Here is a 16,813-nt window from a genome sequence, read left to right on the forward strand (position 1 = left end):
ATTTCATCCCCCTTTTCTATTTCCCTTCAGCAATGAGTACTACATCGTCGACATTTTTTTCTGGACGAATAATTGTTCCATCTTCAATAACCATTTCCGAACCAACGATCGCTCTTTCAATCACAACATTTTTACCAATCTTCGCTCCTGGCATAACGACCGAATCAATAACCATACTACCTTCTTCCACCGTCACCCCTTGGAATAACACAGAATGCTTCACGTCCCCTTCAATGACGCATCCTTCGTTAATAAGTGATTCTTCTACTTTTGCCTTTTCTGCAATATATTGAGGTGGCTCATTTGGATTCACAGAATAAATACGCCAATTACGATCATTTAAATTCAGTGATGTTTCATCGCGAAGTAAATCCATATTCGCTTCCCATAAGCTCTTCACCGTTCCAACATCTTTCCAATATCCTTCAAACGGATACGCCATCAGCTTTTTCCCTTCATCTAATAAAAGCGGAAGTACATCTTTTCCGAAATCATTACTAGATTCAGGATTTCTTGCATCCATCTCTAAATACTCTTTCAAAATTGCCCAGTTAAAAATATAAATTCCCATTGATGCAAGATTACTTCTTGGAAATTGCGGTTTCTCTTCAAATTCAACAATCTCCATCTCTTCGTTCGTATTCATAATACCGAAACGACTCGCTTCATCCCACGGCACTTCAATAACAGAAATCGAAACGTCCGCTTCTTTCTCAATATGGTAATCTAGCATTTTACTGTAATCCATTTTATAAATATGGTCGCCTGATAAAATCAGAACATATTCTGGTTCGTACTGACTTAAATAGTTTAAGTTTTGATAAATGGCACTTGCCGTACCTGTGTACCACTTCACCCCTGAAGATTCTGCATAAGGAGGTAACACTGTGACTCCACCGCTTACTCGGTCTAAATCCCAAGCATTGCCGATTCCGATATAGTTATGAAGTTCAAGTGGTTGATATTGCGTCAAAATCCCCACTGTTTCAATACCAGAATTCGCACAGTTGCTTAGCGTAAAATCAATAATGCGATATTTACCACCAAATGGAACAGCTGGCTTGGCTAAATTTTTTGTTAATGCACTTAATCGACTACCTTTTCCCCCTGCTAGTAACATTGCTACGCATTTTTGTTTTTGAGCCATCTTGTTTTTTGCTCCCCTTTCTCGTCTTCACTGGTCGTAATATGGATACGCCAAATGGTGGAATTGTAATTTCTACATGCGCCGCTTGATTATGATACGGCTCTTGAATCGTCTTGAGACGTTTCTTATTCACTTGCCCCGAGCCGCCATATTGCTCAGCGTCACTGTTTAAAATCTCGTTATAATACTCAAAATCTGGCAAGCCTACTTTATAGTTTTCATATGTAGCTTTAGTAAAATTACATACGACAACTAACGCATCTTCTTGTTTATCCCCTTGGCGGATAAACGAGAAAATACTTTGCTCATGATTATTAGCATCTATCCACTGAAATCCTTCAGGTGAATGATCAAGCTGCCAAAGTGGTTTGGAGCGCTTATACAATGCTATGAGCTCTTTAAAGTAATCATGCATATAACGATGCATTTCAAAATCATGTAAATTCCAATCTAAATCTTCAAGGTCTTTCCACTCATCAAACTGCCCGAATTCTCCACCCATAAAGAGTAATTTCTTACCTGGATGAGTAAAGAAATATCCATATAATAAACGAAGTTGAGCAAACTTATCCCAGTAATCTCCTGGCATTTTATTTAATAACGACTTTTTCCCATGAACGACTTCATCATGAGAAAGCGGTAATATGAAATTTTCAGAGTAAGCATATATTAAAGAGAACGTCATTTTCTCATGAATATACTTCCTATACTCAGGCGCACACTCCATATATTTCAGCACATCATTCATCCAGCCCATATTCCATTTGTAATTGAATCCAAGCCCACCTTCATACGTTGGAGCTGTTACAAGTGGCCAAGCTGTTGAATCTTCTGCTGTCATAAGAAAATCTTCATCTTCTGCAAACACCGCTTCATTTAACTCTCGTAAAAATGAAACAGCGTGCTCATTACTTTGCTCTTGTCCTTCTTTATTCCAGTACAGCATGTTCGCAACTGCATCCACCCTGAAACCGTCAATGTGGAAATACTTCATCCAAAATAACGCATTTGAAATTAAGAAATTACGTACTTCCCTCTTCCCTAAATCAAAATTAACAGTTCCCCATACTAGGTTTTCTTGTACATCTATATCTTTATATTCATAAGTCGGTGTCCCATCAAACAAATATAAACCGTGAGCATCTTTACAAAAATGCCCCGGCACCCAATCTAAAATGACACCGATTCCATATTTATGACATTCATCGACAAAATACATCAAATCATGTGGCGTGCCGAATCTACTTGTCGCTGCATAATATCCCGTCCCCTGATATCCCCAAGAACGATCATATGGATGCTCAACAAGCGGCATAATTTCAATATGTGTAAATTGATGTTCCACCACATACGGAATGAGCTCCTCGGCCATTTCTCTATAAGAATACAGAGCGCCATCTTCTTTCTTTTTCCAAGAACCGAAATGTAATTCATAAACTGTCATCGCTTCTTTATAAATCGATTTTTTCTTTCTCTTACGAATCCAGTTTTTATCATTCCATTCATATCCCTCTATATCAAAAACTACAGATGCCGTATTTGGTCTTACTTCTGCATATACTGCGTAAGGATCTGCTTTTAAAATCACATCACCGTCCATCGTTTCAATCGCATACTTATATATCTCATTCTCTTCAATATGCGGTACAAACAAGGACCAAATCCCATCTTCTGTCACTTGTAGCATCTTATGTTGCTCATAATCCCATTCATTAAAATCTCCAACAACACTCATTGCTTTCGCATGAGGAGCCCATACTGTGAATCGTACACCTCGCATCCCATCTTCCGTCACAATATGTGCCCCAAAGATGTTATAACTGTCATAGTACTTTTCTGTATGAAACTCATCTCGTTTCACTTCTTCACAATTTATTACATCCAATATGTTCACCTCACTAAGATGACAGAAATTTTTTACTCTTTATCATTTCTGCGAAAAACTGAAATATCCTTGTTATTTTTTAAAAAATATTCGTTTTTTTCTTTAATTTCGCTTAAAATATTCAAATTTACTGTGTAAAATATCGAATTTTGACGAATATTCATTGCAAACGCTTCATTTCCTACTAGTCTTTCATCCTATTATTTATTTCTCAACCTTTATTTTATTAGATTTATCCTATTTTACTCGCTATTTATCACTTAAAATCGCCACAAAATAATCTGTCATAAAAAATGTTTCTCAACATTTTTTTGTCATAATTTTATTGAAATGGAAAATTCATAAGCATATACTTGTTCTCAATAAAGAACATCGACCTTTCGTAATTATAATTCATAGTGGACTACTGTGTTTACTTATTTATCCTTGTTACGAACGGTCGCTATAAAAAATTTAACTAGGGGGCTTTCTTATGTCATTAAAACAAAAGGTTGGAATGGGAGTTGTCACAGCTTCACTTGGCTTATCCCTTACATTCGGTGGTGTATTCGCCTATTTCAGTGATGCTGAAACATCTAGTAACTCATTCCAAGCTGGTACACTAGATCTTTCTATTAACCCAAGTGTAATCGTTAACGTGAAAGATTTAAAACCAGGCGATTTGATTGAAAGAAATTTCAAGCTTGAAAACAAAGGATCATTGGATATTGCGAAAGTAGCACTTGAAACATCCTATGACGTTACAGATGCAAAGCAAAATAATGATGGTGAAGATTTAGGTGATCATATCATCGTCAAATTTTTAGTGAATGATGGAAAGCCATCTAATCCAAACGATGATCATGAAATTTTGTGGGAAACAAAACTATCAAAATTAAAAACTATGAAACCTGAAGATGTAGCTACTTCTCTAGAACGTCATAACTTAATAGATGGTATTAAATCTGGTGAAACAGATTCCTTACATGTGCTCTTCTCCTTTGAAGATAACGACCAGGATCAAAATAAATTCCAAGGTGATTCCTTACAGCTAAACTGGACATTCCATGCAGAGCAAACACCTGGCGTGGAGAAATAAATTTTAAAATATAAATTATCGGAGGCCTATATATGAAAAAGAAAAATCGTTTTGTTACCGGAATTGTAACGGCTGGCGTTCTATTTTCAACTGCCCTTCCGTTCAATGTTCTCGCTGAAAACCCAATTAACCAAATTGACTCTTCCAGCGTCCAGTCTTTACTATCAAAACTTTCTAAAGAACAACGTCAGGCATTACAAACGTTAGATACCAATCCTGGTTTTACTATTTCGCCAGATATTAATACGAGTAGTTCTGAACCAGTAAATATCATTGTAGAGTTTCAAACTGCTCCAGTAAAGATTAATGAATTAAAGCAAAAAGAAAAAGGGTTACAAGCTGCTCCTAAAAATATAAAAGCACGTATTGATCAAGAACATGAAGAATTCCAAAAAGGACTCAAACGTCTTTATCAATTTAGCCCATCAGTAAAATCAGGGAATTTCCAGTCTGTACAAATTAAACGTTCTTATAAGCATGCTATAAATGGCGTTGCGCTGACATTACCTGCCAATACAGTTGAAGAATTGTTACGAATTGGCGTTGTAAAACGTATTTGGAAAGATTACGAAGTGAAACTAAATTTACCAAAACAAGCAGAGCAGAAAGCACCTCAAAAACTAACAGATAGCATTCCACAAATTGGGGTAGATAAGTTACATAGCGAGGGCATTACCGGAAAAGGAATTAAAGTTGGTGTATTAGATACAGGTATTGATTACAATCATCCCGACTTAAAAGACGTGTATAAAGGCTATCGCGCAAAACCGGGTGAAGATTCTAGTAAGGTAGACCCAAACTCCGTAAAAGGTTGGGACTTTATTAATAACGATGCAGATCCGATGGAAACAACTTATACAGAGTGGCAACAATCTGGTGCTCCTGAATTTGATGATCGCGGTTCTTCCTTCTACACTGCGCATGGTACTCACGTAGCAGGTATCGTTTCTGCTCAAAAGAAAAACAAATCAGATTCCGCAGTAAAAGGTGTTGCACCTGACATTGAACTGTATAACTACCGAGTACTCGGTCCTTATGGAAGCGGAGATAGTTCCGGTATTATTGCTGCAATCGATAAATCTATTTCTGACGGTATGAACGTCATTAACTTATCGTTAGGTGACGATAGCAACAATCCGCTTGATCCAACGTCTATCGCTGTCAATAATGCAATGCTTTCGGGCGTTGTTACAGTCGTTGCTGCTGGTAACTCTGGTCCAAATCCAGCAACACTCGGATCACCAGGCGCTTCTCCATTTGCTATTACAGTCGGAGCAAGTGATAGCTCTATTTCCTTACCGAAACTATCAGGTCATGCTGGACAATTACAATTCCCTAATCTAATTTTATTCGGCAAAAACTTCACTGATAAAATAGAAGATTTCAAAGGAAAATCTCTCCCTATTGAATCTGTAGGAATTGGTACTCCTGACGAGTTTAGTAAAAAAGATGTAAAAGGAAAAATCGCTCTCGTTGCACGTGGTACAATTTCATTTGATGAAAAGATCGCAAATGCGAAACAAGCTGGTGCAACAGCAGTTATTATTTATAACAATGTGGATGGAGAAATTCCTAACTACATTGGCGAAAGCACAAAATACATTCCTGCATTCCGCCTAACGAAAGAAGATGGCGAAAAACTAAAAGCTCAAATCGAACAAGGCAAAACATCCTTAACTTTCGATGAAATCAATTACATTCAAACAGAAGGCGATCATCTTGCAGACTTTAGCTCACGCGGTCCTGTTACATCAAATGATGATATTAAACCTGATATTACAGCGCCTGGTGTTGCGGTACTTTCAACGGTACCGGAATATATTAACGACCCACAAGAAGGTGAAAACTACGATGTTTCCTATGAACGTATGCAAGGAACATCTATGGCATCTCCACATATCGCTGGCGTTGCTGCTCTTATTTTACAAGAACACCCAGAATACTCTCCATTCGATGTAAAAGCGTCTCTTATGAACACTGCTGATGATTTAAAAGAAAAGTATTCCGTATATGAAGTGGGAGCTGGAAGAGTAGATGCTTATAACTCTGTTCACACTGAAACAAGTTTTAAAGTGTTAGATACGACAAAAACGATTGTAAACGATGAAGTGATTGAAGTACCCGAAGAAACTGGATCCATTGCATTCGGTAAATACTATCAAAAAGATGGGGAATCTCTTGAACAAAAACGAAAAATTAAAGTTGAAAATCGCAATAAACAAGAGAAGAAAGAATTTAAAACAGAAATTTCTTATACACCAGCATCTTCTGCTATTAACGATGCTACCGCAAACGGTGTAAAAGTTTCTACTTCTGAAACAATTACAATTGATGCTGGAAAATCAGATGAAATTGAAGCAAAAATCAATATTCCAGCTGGTGCAAAGCAAGGCCGATATGAAGGATATATTCATATTACAAATACGAAAAATAAAGAAGAAACATATCAAATTCCGTTCTCTATTCGTGTATCAGAGCCTGGTATTGAAAATGCACTGTTATCAAGAAAAACAATCTCAACTGATACATCTAAATTCAATCCATACCGTGAATCGTATTTGCACGGGGCATTCCAATTAAACAGCGAACTGGAGACGTTAGACCTTATCGTGAAAGATTCAAAAACAAATAAAGCGCTTGGCTTCATCGGAATGTTAAACACGAGTGGACTAAAAACGGACGTGTATTACTACTTAGATTCATTCTTTAACGGCAGAGTGTATCCTTTTACAAATGATCCTGCAAAACCAATTGGTGATGAGAAAATCGACTTACCAGAAGGTGATTACACAATTGAGTTTGTTGGCTATGATAAAGCCGGAAAAGCACGTGTGAAAGGTGATTATGTCGTAATTGATAATACACCGCCAGAAGTGAAATTAACTGGATTACAGCCTGGTATTTATGAATTAAATGAAGAAAACTATACAGTAGAAGACGGTAAAAAAGCACTATGGATTAAAGGAAATGTATATGATTCTAACGTTGACTACTTAAAAGGAAAAGGATTTAACATTACGCAAGAAGCGAATGGTGTTATGTACTATGATTATTCTCCATACTTGCATAAGTTTTTGCCTATTAATGCAAATGGTGACTTTAAAGTTGGCATTACTCCTGAATCCTTTAAGGTGGAAGGCCCAATGAATACAGGCGTATATATTTTCGATTATGCAACTGCAGGTCCTGACTACCCAAGCGGTGTAAATAACTATTGGTTTATCCCGCAAGGCGCTCAATATGCAAAAGCTAGTTACGATAAAAAGGAATTATATAAAGATGATGAATTCACTGTGACGCTAAACGCCAAACATGTGAAACAATTTATATCTGGAGAATTTAACGTAAAATTCCTAGAGAAGAACTTCAAATTTGCAAATGCGAAATTGAATCCTGCTTTTGAAAAGCTCCTTTCTGAAAAAGGGGGAACGGCAAAAGTGAATGAACCTAAATTAGAAGAAGGTTCTGTCACAGTAGGCGGAGCTATCGATGACAAAAACTTTGCTGGGTTAGATGGTGATTTCCCGTTCATTGATGTAACTTTCAAAGTAGAAAATGATGAATTTTATGAAGCAAATGCTCAATTAGATTTAGCAGTGTTTGCTTACTGGAAACAAGGTGAATCAGAGCCAAACAGAATGCGTGTACTTCAAGATCAAACATTCTCAGTAATGTCTTTAAACTCACTAGCAGAAGGCAATATTAAACCTGGTGCATTCTTAAATGAACGTGGCTATTTAGATGAGAAATTCGATTATACAAAGCTTGGCGTAAAAGTATATGCAACAGATTCTTACCGTCATAAGTTTGAAGGCTCACTTGATAAATACGGTTACTTCAAACTGAATGGACTTCCTGTTAATAAACGCGACTACAACTTATACGTGGAGATTCCAGGGCATTTAACAAGCCGACTAACAACGAAATTAGGTACTGAAAAAGATGGTAAGCTACTTGGCCAATATTATTATGCACGCCTTGATGAAAGCCTTGCAGGTGATGTAAACGGAGATAAAGTAATTGATATTAAAGATGCAGAAATTATCGCTAGCAACTATGATAAAAAAGGACTGTCTGTAAAAGACGGTGACCTTAACAAAGATGGTATTGTCGACGAAAAAGATATTCGCTTCGTTGAAAAGAACTTCTTGAAGAAAGGTCCAGATGCATCTAACTCAAAAACACCTGTTGAAAAATCAAAAAGCGGTACACTTGCAGATATTTTAAAGAAATTAGGATTAACGCCTAAAAAATAATAATAAAGAGCACTCTATATAAAGTAGAGTGCTCTTTTCTATAAACGACCCTTATCCAGCAAAAGGGGTATATTGGGGATATACAAGGGAAACCGGAAAAGGAATTTATATTAAATTATATGAATTCAGAGGTAGGAAGCAGTGTCCCGCCTCTGAATGGTTTAACAATTATTATAGTACTGGTGCCATTGTTTCTTTTAATACTTTTACAGAATGAGCGAATTTCGCTTTTTCATCTTCATTTAGCTCAAGTTCTACGATCTCACGTACACCTTCGCGGTTAATAACAGCTGGAACACCTACGAAAGCATCTTTCTCACCATATTGTCCTTCAAGATATGCAGATACAGTTAATACGCTGTTCTCGTTGCTTAAGATTGCTTTAGTTACACGAAGTAGTGACATACCGATTCCGTAGTAAGTTGCACCTTTACGCTCGATGATATGGTAAGCTGCATCACGTACGTTTTCGAAGATTTTATCTAAGTCTTCTTGTTTGTACTGTTCGTTGTTAGCTAAGATTGTTTCTAGTTTTTGTACACCGATAGTAGCGTGGCTCCATACTGGAAGTTCAGTGTCACCGTGTTCACCAACGATGTAAGCATGAACGTTACGTGGATCTACATCTAAGTAGTCACCTAACATGTAACGGAAACGAGCAGAGTCTAAAGTAGTACCAGAACCGATTACGCGCTCTTTTGGTAAACCAGATTCTTTCCAAGTTACGTAAGTTAAAATATCAACTGGGTTTGTAGCGATTAAGAAAATTCCATCGAATCCGCTATCCATAATGCCGCGAACGATTTGTTTAAAGATCTTTGTATTTTTCTCAACTAAGTCTAAACGAGTTTCACCTGGCTTTTGTGGTAATCCAGCAGTGATAACAACTAGATCTGCATCTTTACAATCTGCATAGCTACCGCTCCAAACTTTTGTTGGTGATGGAGAGAATGGTACCGCATGGCTTAAGTCCATTGCTTCCCCTTCTGCTTTTGCTTCATTAACATCTACTAATACGAATTCTTCAGCTACACCTTGGTTGATCATTGAGTAAGCGTAACTACAACCTACAGCTCCTGTTCCTACTAATACTACACGATTGATACCTTTTTTCATGTTAATTTCCCCTCTCTATTGTTCACATATATTTTTTTATGATTGTTTAAGTAATTAATTAAAATACTAATTTAATGTTGTTTAACTTCTTTACATTCATATTGTAGCACGTATCATTGTGAATTACTTCACAAATTATGACCTATTTGTGAACTTTTTCACATAGAGTGTAAAGTTGATGGAATAGGTGTGGAATCCATACCAAATTAGGTGTTTTCTTTAGATTGTGAATAAAAATGTAATCACATTATAAGATTAAACTGACTGATCACATCATCCCCTTACAAGATGGACGTCAATTAGCTTATATAGAATACGATGAACTAAATGGATTAGCATATACTTTAACACCTCCCTTTTAACCATTACTGTATATTAATAAAAAGAATATCCGTTAAAATCATGCATTCTTTTCTAGTAATAAACCATCCAATATAAGTGATAGGCTATGCAAAGCTTTAGACAACTGCATCTCTGCATCTTCAGAATTCGCAATCCAACAAGCAAGGTCCACTAGTCCGCCATTTATGAATCTTGCTAAAGCCTCACAGTCCGTCTTTTCAATAATAGAGTCCTTCATTAATTGTTGAAGTATCTCCGCCATCGTCGTTAAACATTTCGACTGTGATGATTGATAATAACTAGTTCCTAATACTGCCGGTGCATCTCGAAGTACGATTCGCTGAATTTCTGGATTAAGTGCCATTGTTAAATACGCACGACAACGCCCAACAAATCCTTCCCATTTTCCTTCGGCCTCATCTGATACTTCCCCTAATTTATTATCCATTTCCATGTCAATTTCTTTTACAACCGCTTCTAACAATCCTTTTTTATCACCAAAATGATGATAAATTGCACCACGTGTTAAACCGACAGATGCTGTAAAATCATCCATAGACGTATTTACATATCCAACTGTACCAAAAGCCTCTCTTGCTGCACTCAGCAATTTAGCACGTGTTTCAGTGATCATTTCTGCTCTTGTTTTTTTAATCATCTTTTCCTCCTACTTCTATTCATCCTCTTTATTAAAAATGAATTGCATTATAGTACCGTTCTCTATGTAAAAGAATAACTCCTTTAAACGTCAGCTCTCTATCTAGAGATAAAACATTTAAATTGACATACGCTCCGTATGTTAATACGGATATTGGCATATGGTGCGTATGTCAATTATTTCTAGCTTACAAGATAGTATAACTTCTTACCTATATCCTACATTGACTCACTGTCCCTTTTTATAGAAGGTATTAATGAAACAGAGGAGGAGTTAAAAGAATGAAGAATGTATATGTAAACGTCAAATACTTTGGTGATTATCATGTTTAATTCCTACCGTGAGATTTTCAGTACTCCTGGTACAAAAGGATTCTCATTAGCAGGATTTATAGCTCGGATGCCCATATCAATGATGGGTATTGGTATTGTTACAATGTTATCTCAGTTACGTGGTGACTATTGGCTTGCTGGAGCTGTTGCAGCCACCTTTACATTATCATCTGCTTTACTAGCTCCTCATATTTCTCGTATGGCCGATCAATTAGGGCAATCTCGCATACTTCTTCCGACTGCAGGTATCAGTGTTTTCTTTACGATCCTCTTACTTCTATGTACGAAATATGAAGCTCCTTATTGGACACTATTTCTATCCGCCTTATGTGCAGGTTGTATGCCAAACATGTCAGCTATGGTACGTGCGCGTTGGACTAAACTATACCGTGGATCCCACAAATTGCATACAGTATTTTCCTTTGAATCGGTCGTCGACGAAATTTGCTTCATAATTGGTCCTGTATTATCTGTCAGTTTAAGTGTTATGTTCTTCCCAGAAGCCGGACCACTTTTATCATCTGTTTTTCTCACAATTGGGGTATGCCTATTCACCATGCAAAAAAGCACAGAACCGCCTGTGCACCCTCATGACATTACAAACAAAGGAACAGTATTTAAAATTGGTTCTTTGCGAGTACTAGTATTCACACTCATTGCTATAGGCACTATCTTCGGCACAATAGATGTCGTTAGTGTAGCTTTTGCTGAACAGCAAGGAAACACAGTAGCTGCTAGCTTTGTGCTTTCTGTCTATGCAATCGGTTCATGCCTTGCAGGTCTAATTTTCGGTACTCTTAAACTCAATACTCCACCCTATAATCAGTTTTTAATAGCAGTCACACTTTCCATGATAACAATGCTGCCACTAGTTCTCGTAAGCACTATTACTTGGCTAGTAGTTATTGTTTTCTTTGCAGGGTTATCTGTCGCTCCTACTATGATTATTACTATGGGGCTTGTGGAAAAAATCGTACCTGAATCAAAAATAACTGAAGGAATGACTTGGGCAATTACAGGACTTGGTATTGGAGTCTCTCTAGGATCAGCAGTAGCTGGTTTAGTTATTGATAACTTTGGAGCTCGTGCAGGGTTTAGTGTTGCTATTATAGCAGGAGGCCTTGCCTTAACTATTGCACTTTTAGGATACAAAACTCTCCACTCCGCATATAGTCATGCTGTTATGAAACCGGATGGGCATTCAGCAGAGAGTTAAAACATATTCAAAAAATAGGATTACCTCTTCTTATGTGTAAGGAGAGGTAATCCTATTTAAATTAATATAACTTTTTAAACTTATTATTTATAATCTGTTATAGCTTCCTCTATATTTATAAACAACAAAAAAGAGATAGCAGATTATGCTATCTCTTTTAGTATGACCCGTACGGGATTCGAACCCGTGTTACCGCCGTGAAAGGGCGGTGTCTTAACCACTTGACCAACGGGCCAATTCTGGCAGAGAAGAAGGGATTCGAACCCTCGCACCGCGTTCGCGATCTACTCCCTTAGCAGGGGAGCCCCTTGAGCCACTTGGGTACTTCTCTATAATATGGCTCCGCAGGTAGGACTCGAACCTACGACCGATCGGTTAACAGCCGATAGCTCTACCACTGAGCTACTGCGGAATAATTATGGTGGGCCTAAATGGACTCGAACCATCGACCTCACGCTTATCAGGCGTGCGCTCTAACCAGCTGAGCTATAGGCCCATAATTGAAAAGCGGGTGAAGAGAATCGAACTCTCGACCAGAGCTTGGAAGGCTCTTGTTTTACCACTAAACTACACCCGCATTAAATTGTAAATGGTGAGCCATGAAGGATTCGAACCTTCGACCCTCTGATTAAAAGTCAGATGCTCTACCAACTGAGCTAATGGCTCATTTTGAAAGTGGTGCCGACTAGAGGACTTGAACCCCCAACCTACTGATTACAAGTCAGTTGCTCTACCAGTTGAGCTAAGTCGGCTTGCGACTTCAAAATGGTGGCTCGGGACGGAATCGAACCGCCGACACGAGGATTTTCAGTCCTCTGCTCTACCGACTGAGCTACCGAGCCTTTATGTAAAAAAATGGCGGTCCCGACCGGGGTCGAACCGGCGATCTCCTGCGTGACAGGCAGGCATGTTAACCACTACACCACGGGACCATTTGGTTGCGGGGACAGGATTTGAACCTGCGACCTTCGGGTTATGAGCCCGACGAGCTACCGTGCTGCTCCACCCCGCGATGATAAAATATTTAATTTAGAAAAAATGGAGGAGGTAGAGGGATTCGAACCCCCGCGCGACTCTCGCCGCCTGTCGGTTTTCAAGACCGATCCCTTCAGCCGAACTTGGGTATACCTCCGAGATATAAAGCTTTAGTGGTGGACCTTGTAGGACTCGAACCTACGACCGGACGGTTATGAGCCGTCTGCTCTAACCAGCTGAGCTAAAGGTCCTTTATGGTAGCGGCGGAGGGGATCGAACCCCCGACCTCACGGGTATGAACCGTACGCTCTAGCCAGCTGAGCTACACCGCCATAAAAGATATTAAAATAAGTGGAGCCTAGCGGGATCGAACCGCTGACCTCCTGCGTGCAAGGCAGGCGCTCTCCCAGCTGAGCTAAGGCCCCATGTTTTTGGAAAATCGGGAAGACAGGATTTGAACCTGCGACCCCCTGGTCCCAAACCAGGTGCTCTACCAAGCTGAGCCACTTCCCGTTAATAAAAGCGCGCCCGAGAGGAGTCGAACCCCTAACCTCTTGATCCGTAGTCAAACGCTCTATCCAATTGAGCTACGGGCGCATATGGTGCCGAGGGCGGGGGTCGAACCCGCACGGTGGTCACCCACCGCAGGATTTTAAGTCCTGTGCGTCTGCCTGTTCCGCCACCCCGGCATGTCATATTGAAAATTGGAGCGGAAGACGGGATTCGAACCCGCGACCCCAACCTTGGCAAGGTTGTATTCTACCACTGAACTACTTCCGCAAGACATGTATGAGTTATTTTATTAAAAGTGCGGGTGAAGGGAGTCGAACCCCCACGCCAAAGGCGCTAGATCCTAAGTCTAGTGCGTCTGCCAGTTCCGCCACACCCGCATATTAATTTTTAAGAAAAATGGGGCGACTGATGGGAATCGAACCCACGAATGCCGGAGCCACAATCCGGTGCGTTAACCACTTCGCCACAACCGCCATGATTTTCTGGTGCCGACTAGAGGACTTGAACCCCCAACCTACTGATTACAAGTCAGTTGCTCTACCAATTGAGCTAAGTCGGCTAAATGGTGGAGGATGACGGGATCGAACCGCCGACCCCCTGCTTGTAAGGCAGGTGCTCTCCCAGCTGAGCTAATCCTCCATTTGCCTGGCAACGTCCTACTCTCACAGGGACAAGGTCCCAACTACCATCGGCGCTAGAGAGCTTAACTTCCGTGTTCGGTATGGGAACGGGTGTGACCTCTCTGCCATCATTACCAGACTGTATTCATTTAAGACAAGAATCATTGTAACTTATTTAACTTTTAAAGTCAACAAGTTTTTTATATTCCTTCAAAACTAGATAACGTTTGCTTCATATTATATGGTTAAGTCCTCGATCTATTAGTATTCGTCAGCTCCACATGTCACCATGCTTCCACCTCGAACCTATCAACCTGATCATCTTTCAGGGATCTTACTAGCTTACGCTATGGGAAATCTCATCTTGAGGGGGGCTTCATGCTTAGATGCTTTCAGCACTTATCCCTTCCGCACATAGCTACCCAGCTATGCCCTTGGCAGAACAACTGGTACACCAGCGGTGCGTCCATCCCGGTCCTCTCGTACTAAGGACAGCTCCTCTCAAATTTCCTACGCCCACGACGGATAGGGACCGAACTGTCTCACGACGTTCTGAACCCAGCTCGCGTACCGCTTTAATGGGCGAACAGCCCAACCCTTGGGACCGACTACAGCCCCAGGATGCGATGAGCCGACATCGAGGTGCCAAACCTCCCCGTCGATGTGGACTCTTGGGGGAGATAAGCCTGTTATCCCCGGGGTAGCTTTTATCCGTTGAGCGATGGCCCTTCCATGCGGAACCACCGGATCACTAAGCCCGACTTTCGTCCCTGCTCGACTTGTAGGTCTCGCAGTCAAGCTCCCTTATGCCTTTGCACTCTACGAATGATTTCCAACCATTCTGAGGGAACCTTTGGGCGCCTCCGTTACACTTTAGGAGGCGACCGCCCCAGTCAAACTGCCCACCTGACACTGTCTCCCGGGTCGATAAGACCCGTAGGTTAGAATTTCAATACATTCAGGGCGGTATCCCACCAGCGCCTCCACCGAAGCTAGCGCTCCGGTTTCAATGGCTCCCGCCTATCCTGTACAAAATGTACCAAAATTCAATATCAGGCTACAGTAAAGCTCCACGGGGTCTTTCCGTCCTGTCGCGGGTAACCTGCATCTTCACAGGTACTATAATTTCACCGAGTCTCTGGTTGAGACAGTGCCCAAATCGTTACACCTTTCGTGCGGGTCGGAACTTACCCGACAAGGAATTTCGCTACCTTAGGACCGTTATAGTTACGGCCGCCGTTTACTGGGGCTTCAGTTCAGAGCTTCGCTTACGCTAACCCCTCTCCTTAACCTTCCAGCACCGGGCAGGTGTCAGCCCCTATACTTCGCCTTACGGCTTCGCAGAGACCTGTGTTTTTGCTAAACAGTCGCTTGGGCCTATTCACTGCGGCTTTCCGTTAAGAAAGCACCCCTTCTCCCGAAGTTACGGGGTCATTTTGCCGAGTTCCTTAACCAGAGTTCTCTCGCACACCTTAGGATTCTCTCCTCGCCTACCTGTGTCGGTTTGCGGTACAGGCACCTTTTATCTCGCTAGAAGCTTTTCTTGGCAGCGGGGAATCAAAGACTTCGCTCCATAAGGAGCTTCCCCATCACAGCTCAGCCTTCACGATAAGCGGATTTGCCTACTTATCAGCCTAACTGCTTGGACGTGCACAACCAATCGCACGCTTCTTCTATCCTTCTGCGTCCCTCCATTGCTCAAACGATAAAGAGGTGGTACAGGAATATCAACCTGTTGTCCATCGCCTACGCCTGTCGGCCTCGGCTTAGGTCCTGACTAACCCTGAGCGGACGAGCCTTCCTCAGGAAACCTTAGGCATTCGGTGGACGGGATTCTCACCCGTCTTTCGCTACTCATACCGGCATTCTCACTTCTAAGCGCTCCACCAGTCCTTCCGGTCTGACTTCACTGCACTTAGAACGCTCCCCTACCACTGATACCATTGGTATCAATTCGCAGCTTCGGTGGTGTATTTAGCCCCGGTACATTTTCGGCGCAGAGTCACTCGACTAGTGAGCTATTACGCACTCTTTAAATGGTGGCTGCTTCTAAGCCAACATCCTAGTTGTCTAAGCAACTCCACATCCTTTTCCACTTAATACACACTTTGGGACCTTAGCTGGCGATCTGGGCTGTTTCCCTCTTGACTACGGATCTTATCACTCGCAGTCTGACTCCTAAGGATAAGTCATTGGCATTCGGAGTTTGACTGAATTCGGTAATCCGATGAGGACCCCTAGTTCAATCAGTGCTCTACCTCCAAGACTCTTACACTTAAGGCTAGCCCTAAAGCTATTTCGGGGAGAACCAGCTATCTCCAGGTTCGATTGGAATTTCTCCGCTACCCACACCTCATCCCCGCACTTTTCAACGTGCGTGGGTTCGGGCCTCCATTCAGTGTTACCTGAACTTCACCCTGGACATGGGTAGATCACCTGGTTTCGGGTCTACGACCACGTACTAAACGCCCTATTCAGACTCGCTTTCGCTGCGGCTCCGCCTCTTCAGCTTAACCTCGCACGGGATCGTAACTCGCCGGTTCATTCTACAAAAGGCACGCCATCACCCATTAACGGGCTCTGACTATTTGTAGGCACACGGTTTCAGGATCTCTTTCACTCCCCTTCCGGGGTGCTTTTCACCTTTCCCTCACGGTACTGGTTCACTATCGATC

7 protein-coding genes, 22 tRNA genes and 2 rRNA genes (1 of these 31 cut by a window edge) are annotated in these 16,813 nt (G+C 41.0%); 3 read left to right on the plus strand and 28 right to left on the minus strand.

The window, feature by feature from the left end; translation table 11 throughout:
* Positions 1-16 precede the first annotated feature (16 nt).
* The gene (glgC, locus tag NHG49_RS24730) at positions 17-1,147 is read right to left on the minus strand and encodes a glucose-1-phosphate adenylyltransferase (RefSeq protein WP_000057613.1); all 1,131 of its coding nucleotides are present in this window, start codon (positions 1,145-1,147) and stop codon (positions 17-19) included.
* Entirely contained in the window at positions 1,095-3,032 is a 1,938-nt protein-coding gene (gene glgB / locus NHG49_RS24735; RefSeq protein WP_098110811.1) for a 1,4-alpha-glucan branching protein GlgB, read from the minus strand. Before glgB ends, glgC begins: the two co-directional genes overlap by 53 nt.
* 472 nt (positions 3,033-3,504) lie before the next feature.
* Between glgB and NHG49_RS24740 the strand changes: the two genes are divergently transcribed.
* Both NHG49_RS24740 and NHG49_RS24745 read left to right on the plus strand, forming a co-directional pair.
* A complete protein-coding gene (locus NHG49_RS24740) occupies positions 3,505-4,110 on the plus strand; it encodes a CalY family protein (RefSeq protein WP_064474432.1) in 606 nt (201 codons plus the stop codon).
* A gap of 32 nt (positions 4,111-4,142) precedes the next feature.
* On the plus strand, positions 4,143-8,366 hold the full coding sequence (locus NHG49_RS24745; protein ID WP_258126629.1) for a S8 family serine peptidase: 4,224 nt from the start codon (positions 4,143-4,145) through the stop codon (positions 8,364-8,366).
* A gap of 171 nt (positions 8,367-8,537) precedes the next feature.
* On the opposite strand, the gene NHG49_RS24750 is transcribed toward NHG49_RS24745, so the two are convergent.
* Together NHG49_RS24750 and NHG49_RS24755 are read right to left on the minus strand one after the other, a co-directional pair.
* The gene (locus NHG49_RS24750) at positions 8,538-9,482 is read right to left on the minus strand and encodes an L-lactate dehydrogenase (protein ID WP_000715344.1); all 945 of its coding nucleotides are present in this window, start codon (positions 9,480-9,482) and stop codon (positions 8,538-8,540) included.
* Positions 9,483-9,882: 400 nt separating this feature from the next.
* Positions 9,883-10,482 (minus strand): TetR/AcrR family transcriptional regulator, encoded by a 600-nt coding sequence (locus NHG49_RS24755; RefSeq protein WP_064474430.1) that lies wholly within the window; start codon positions 10,480-10,482, stop codon positions 9,883-9,885.
* A 324-nt stretch (positions 10,483-10,806) separates the two neighbouring features.
* Between NHG49_RS24755 and NHG49_RS24760 the strand changes: the two genes are divergently transcribed.
* Positions 10,807-12,030 carry an MFS transporter gene (locus NHG49_RS24760; RefSeq protein ID WP_098101801.1) on the plus strand — a complete coding sequence of 408 codons (1,224 nt, stop codon included), beginning with the start codon at positions 10,807-10,809 and terminating at the stop codon, positions 12,028-12,030.
* A 163-nt stretch (positions 12,031-12,193) separates the two neighbouring features.
* On the opposite strand, the gene NHG49_RS24765 is transcribed toward NHG49_RS24760, so the two are convergent.
* From NHG49_RS24765 to NHG49_RS24880, 24 genes are all read right to left on the minus strand, one after another.
* A tRNA-Glu gene (locus tag NHG49_RS24765) sits at positions 12,194-12,265 on the minus strand.
* A gap of 5 nt (positions 12,266-12,270) precedes the next feature.
* Positions 12,271-12,361: transfer RNA gene (locus NHG49_RS24770), tRNA-Ser, on the minus strand.
* Between the two features lie 6 nt (positions 12,362-12,367).
* Positions 12,368-12,442 (minus strand) — tRNA-Asn (locus tag NHG49_RS24775).
* 7 nt (positions 12,443-12,449) lie between these two features.
* A tRNA-Ile gene (locus tag NHG49_RS24780) sits at positions 12,450-12,526 on the minus strand.
* A gap of 10 nt (positions 12,527-12,536) precedes the next feature.
* Positions 12,537-12,607, minus strand: a tRNA-Gly gene (locus tag NHG49_RS24785).
* 13 nt (positions 12,608-12,620) lie between these two features.
* A tRNA-Lys gene (locus NHG49_RS24790) sits at positions 12,621-12,696 on the minus strand.
* A 10-nt stretch (positions 12,697-12,706) separates the two neighbouring features.
* Positions 12,707-12,782 (minus strand) — tRNA-Thr (locus tag NHG49_RS24795).
* Positions 12,783-12,796: 14 nt separating this feature from the next.
* Positions 12,797-12,872 (minus strand) — tRNA-Phe (locus NHG49_RS24800).
* Positions 12,873-12,886: 14 nt separating this feature from the next.
* Positions 12,887-12,962: transfer RNA gene (locus NHG49_RS24805), tRNA-Asp, on the minus strand.
* A 3-nt stretch (positions 12,963-12,965) separates the two neighbouring features.
* Positions 12,966-13,042, minus strand: a tRNA-Met gene (locus tag NHG49_RS24810).
* Between the two features lie 27 nt (positions 13,043-13,069).
* A tRNA-Ser gene (locus NHG49_RS24815) sits at positions 13,070-13,162 on the minus strand.
* A 17-nt stretch (positions 13,163-13,179) separates the two neighbouring features.
* Positions 13,180-13,256, minus strand: a tRNA-Ile gene (locus NHG49_RS24820).
* Between the two features lie 4 nt (positions 13,257-13,260).
* Positions 13,261-13,337: transfer RNA gene (locus tag NHG49_RS24825), tRNA-Met, on the minus strand.
* Between the two features lie 20 nt (positions 13,338-13,357).
* Positions 13,358-13,430: transfer RNA gene (locus NHG49_RS24830), tRNA-Ala, on the minus strand.
* A 14-nt stretch (positions 13,431-13,444) separates the two neighbouring features.
* A tRNA-Pro gene (locus tag NHG49_RS24835) sits at positions 13,445-13,518 on the minus strand.
* Positions 13,519-13,528: 10 nt separating this feature from the next.
* Positions 13,529-13,602: transfer RNA gene (locus NHG49_RS24840), tRNA-Arg, on the minus strand.
* 3 nt (positions 13,603-13,605) lie between these two features.
* Positions 13,606-13,694: transfer RNA gene (locus tag NHG49_RS24845), tRNA-Leu, on the minus strand.
* A 16-nt stretch (positions 13,695-13,710) separates the two neighbouring features.
* Positions 13,711-13,785, minus strand: a tRNA-Gly gene (locus NHG49_RS24850).
* A gap of 29 nt (positions 13,786-13,814) precedes the next feature.
* Positions 13,815-13,895: transfer RNA gene (locus NHG49_RS24855), tRNA-Leu, on the minus strand.
* Between the two features lie 20 nt (positions 13,896-13,915).
* A tRNA-His gene (locus NHG49_RS24860) sits at positions 13,916-13,991 on the minus strand.
* A gap of 10 nt (positions 13,992-14,001) precedes the next feature.
* Positions 14,002-14,077: transfer RNA gene (locus NHG49_RS24865), tRNA-Thr, on the minus strand.
* Between the two features lie 4 nt (positions 14,078-14,081).
* A tRNA-Val gene (locus tag NHG49_RS24870) sits at positions 14,082-14,157 on the minus strand.
* A gap of 4 nt (positions 14,158-14,161) precedes the next feature.
* A 5S ribosomal RNA gene (gene rrf, locus NHG49_RS24875) occupies positions 14,162-14,277 on the minus strand.
* A 102-nt stretch (positions 14,278-14,379) separates the two neighbouring features.
* Positions 14,380-16,813, minus strand: a 23S ribosomal RNA gene (locus NHG49_RS24880) (it continues 488 nt past the right edge of the window).

The organism is Bacillus sp. IBL03825 (assembly GCF_024712505.1).
In the GTDB taxonomy this organism is placed as follows: domain Bacteria; phylum Bacillota; class Bacilli; order Bacillales; family Bacillaceae_G; genus Bacillus_A; species Bacillus_A wiedmannii.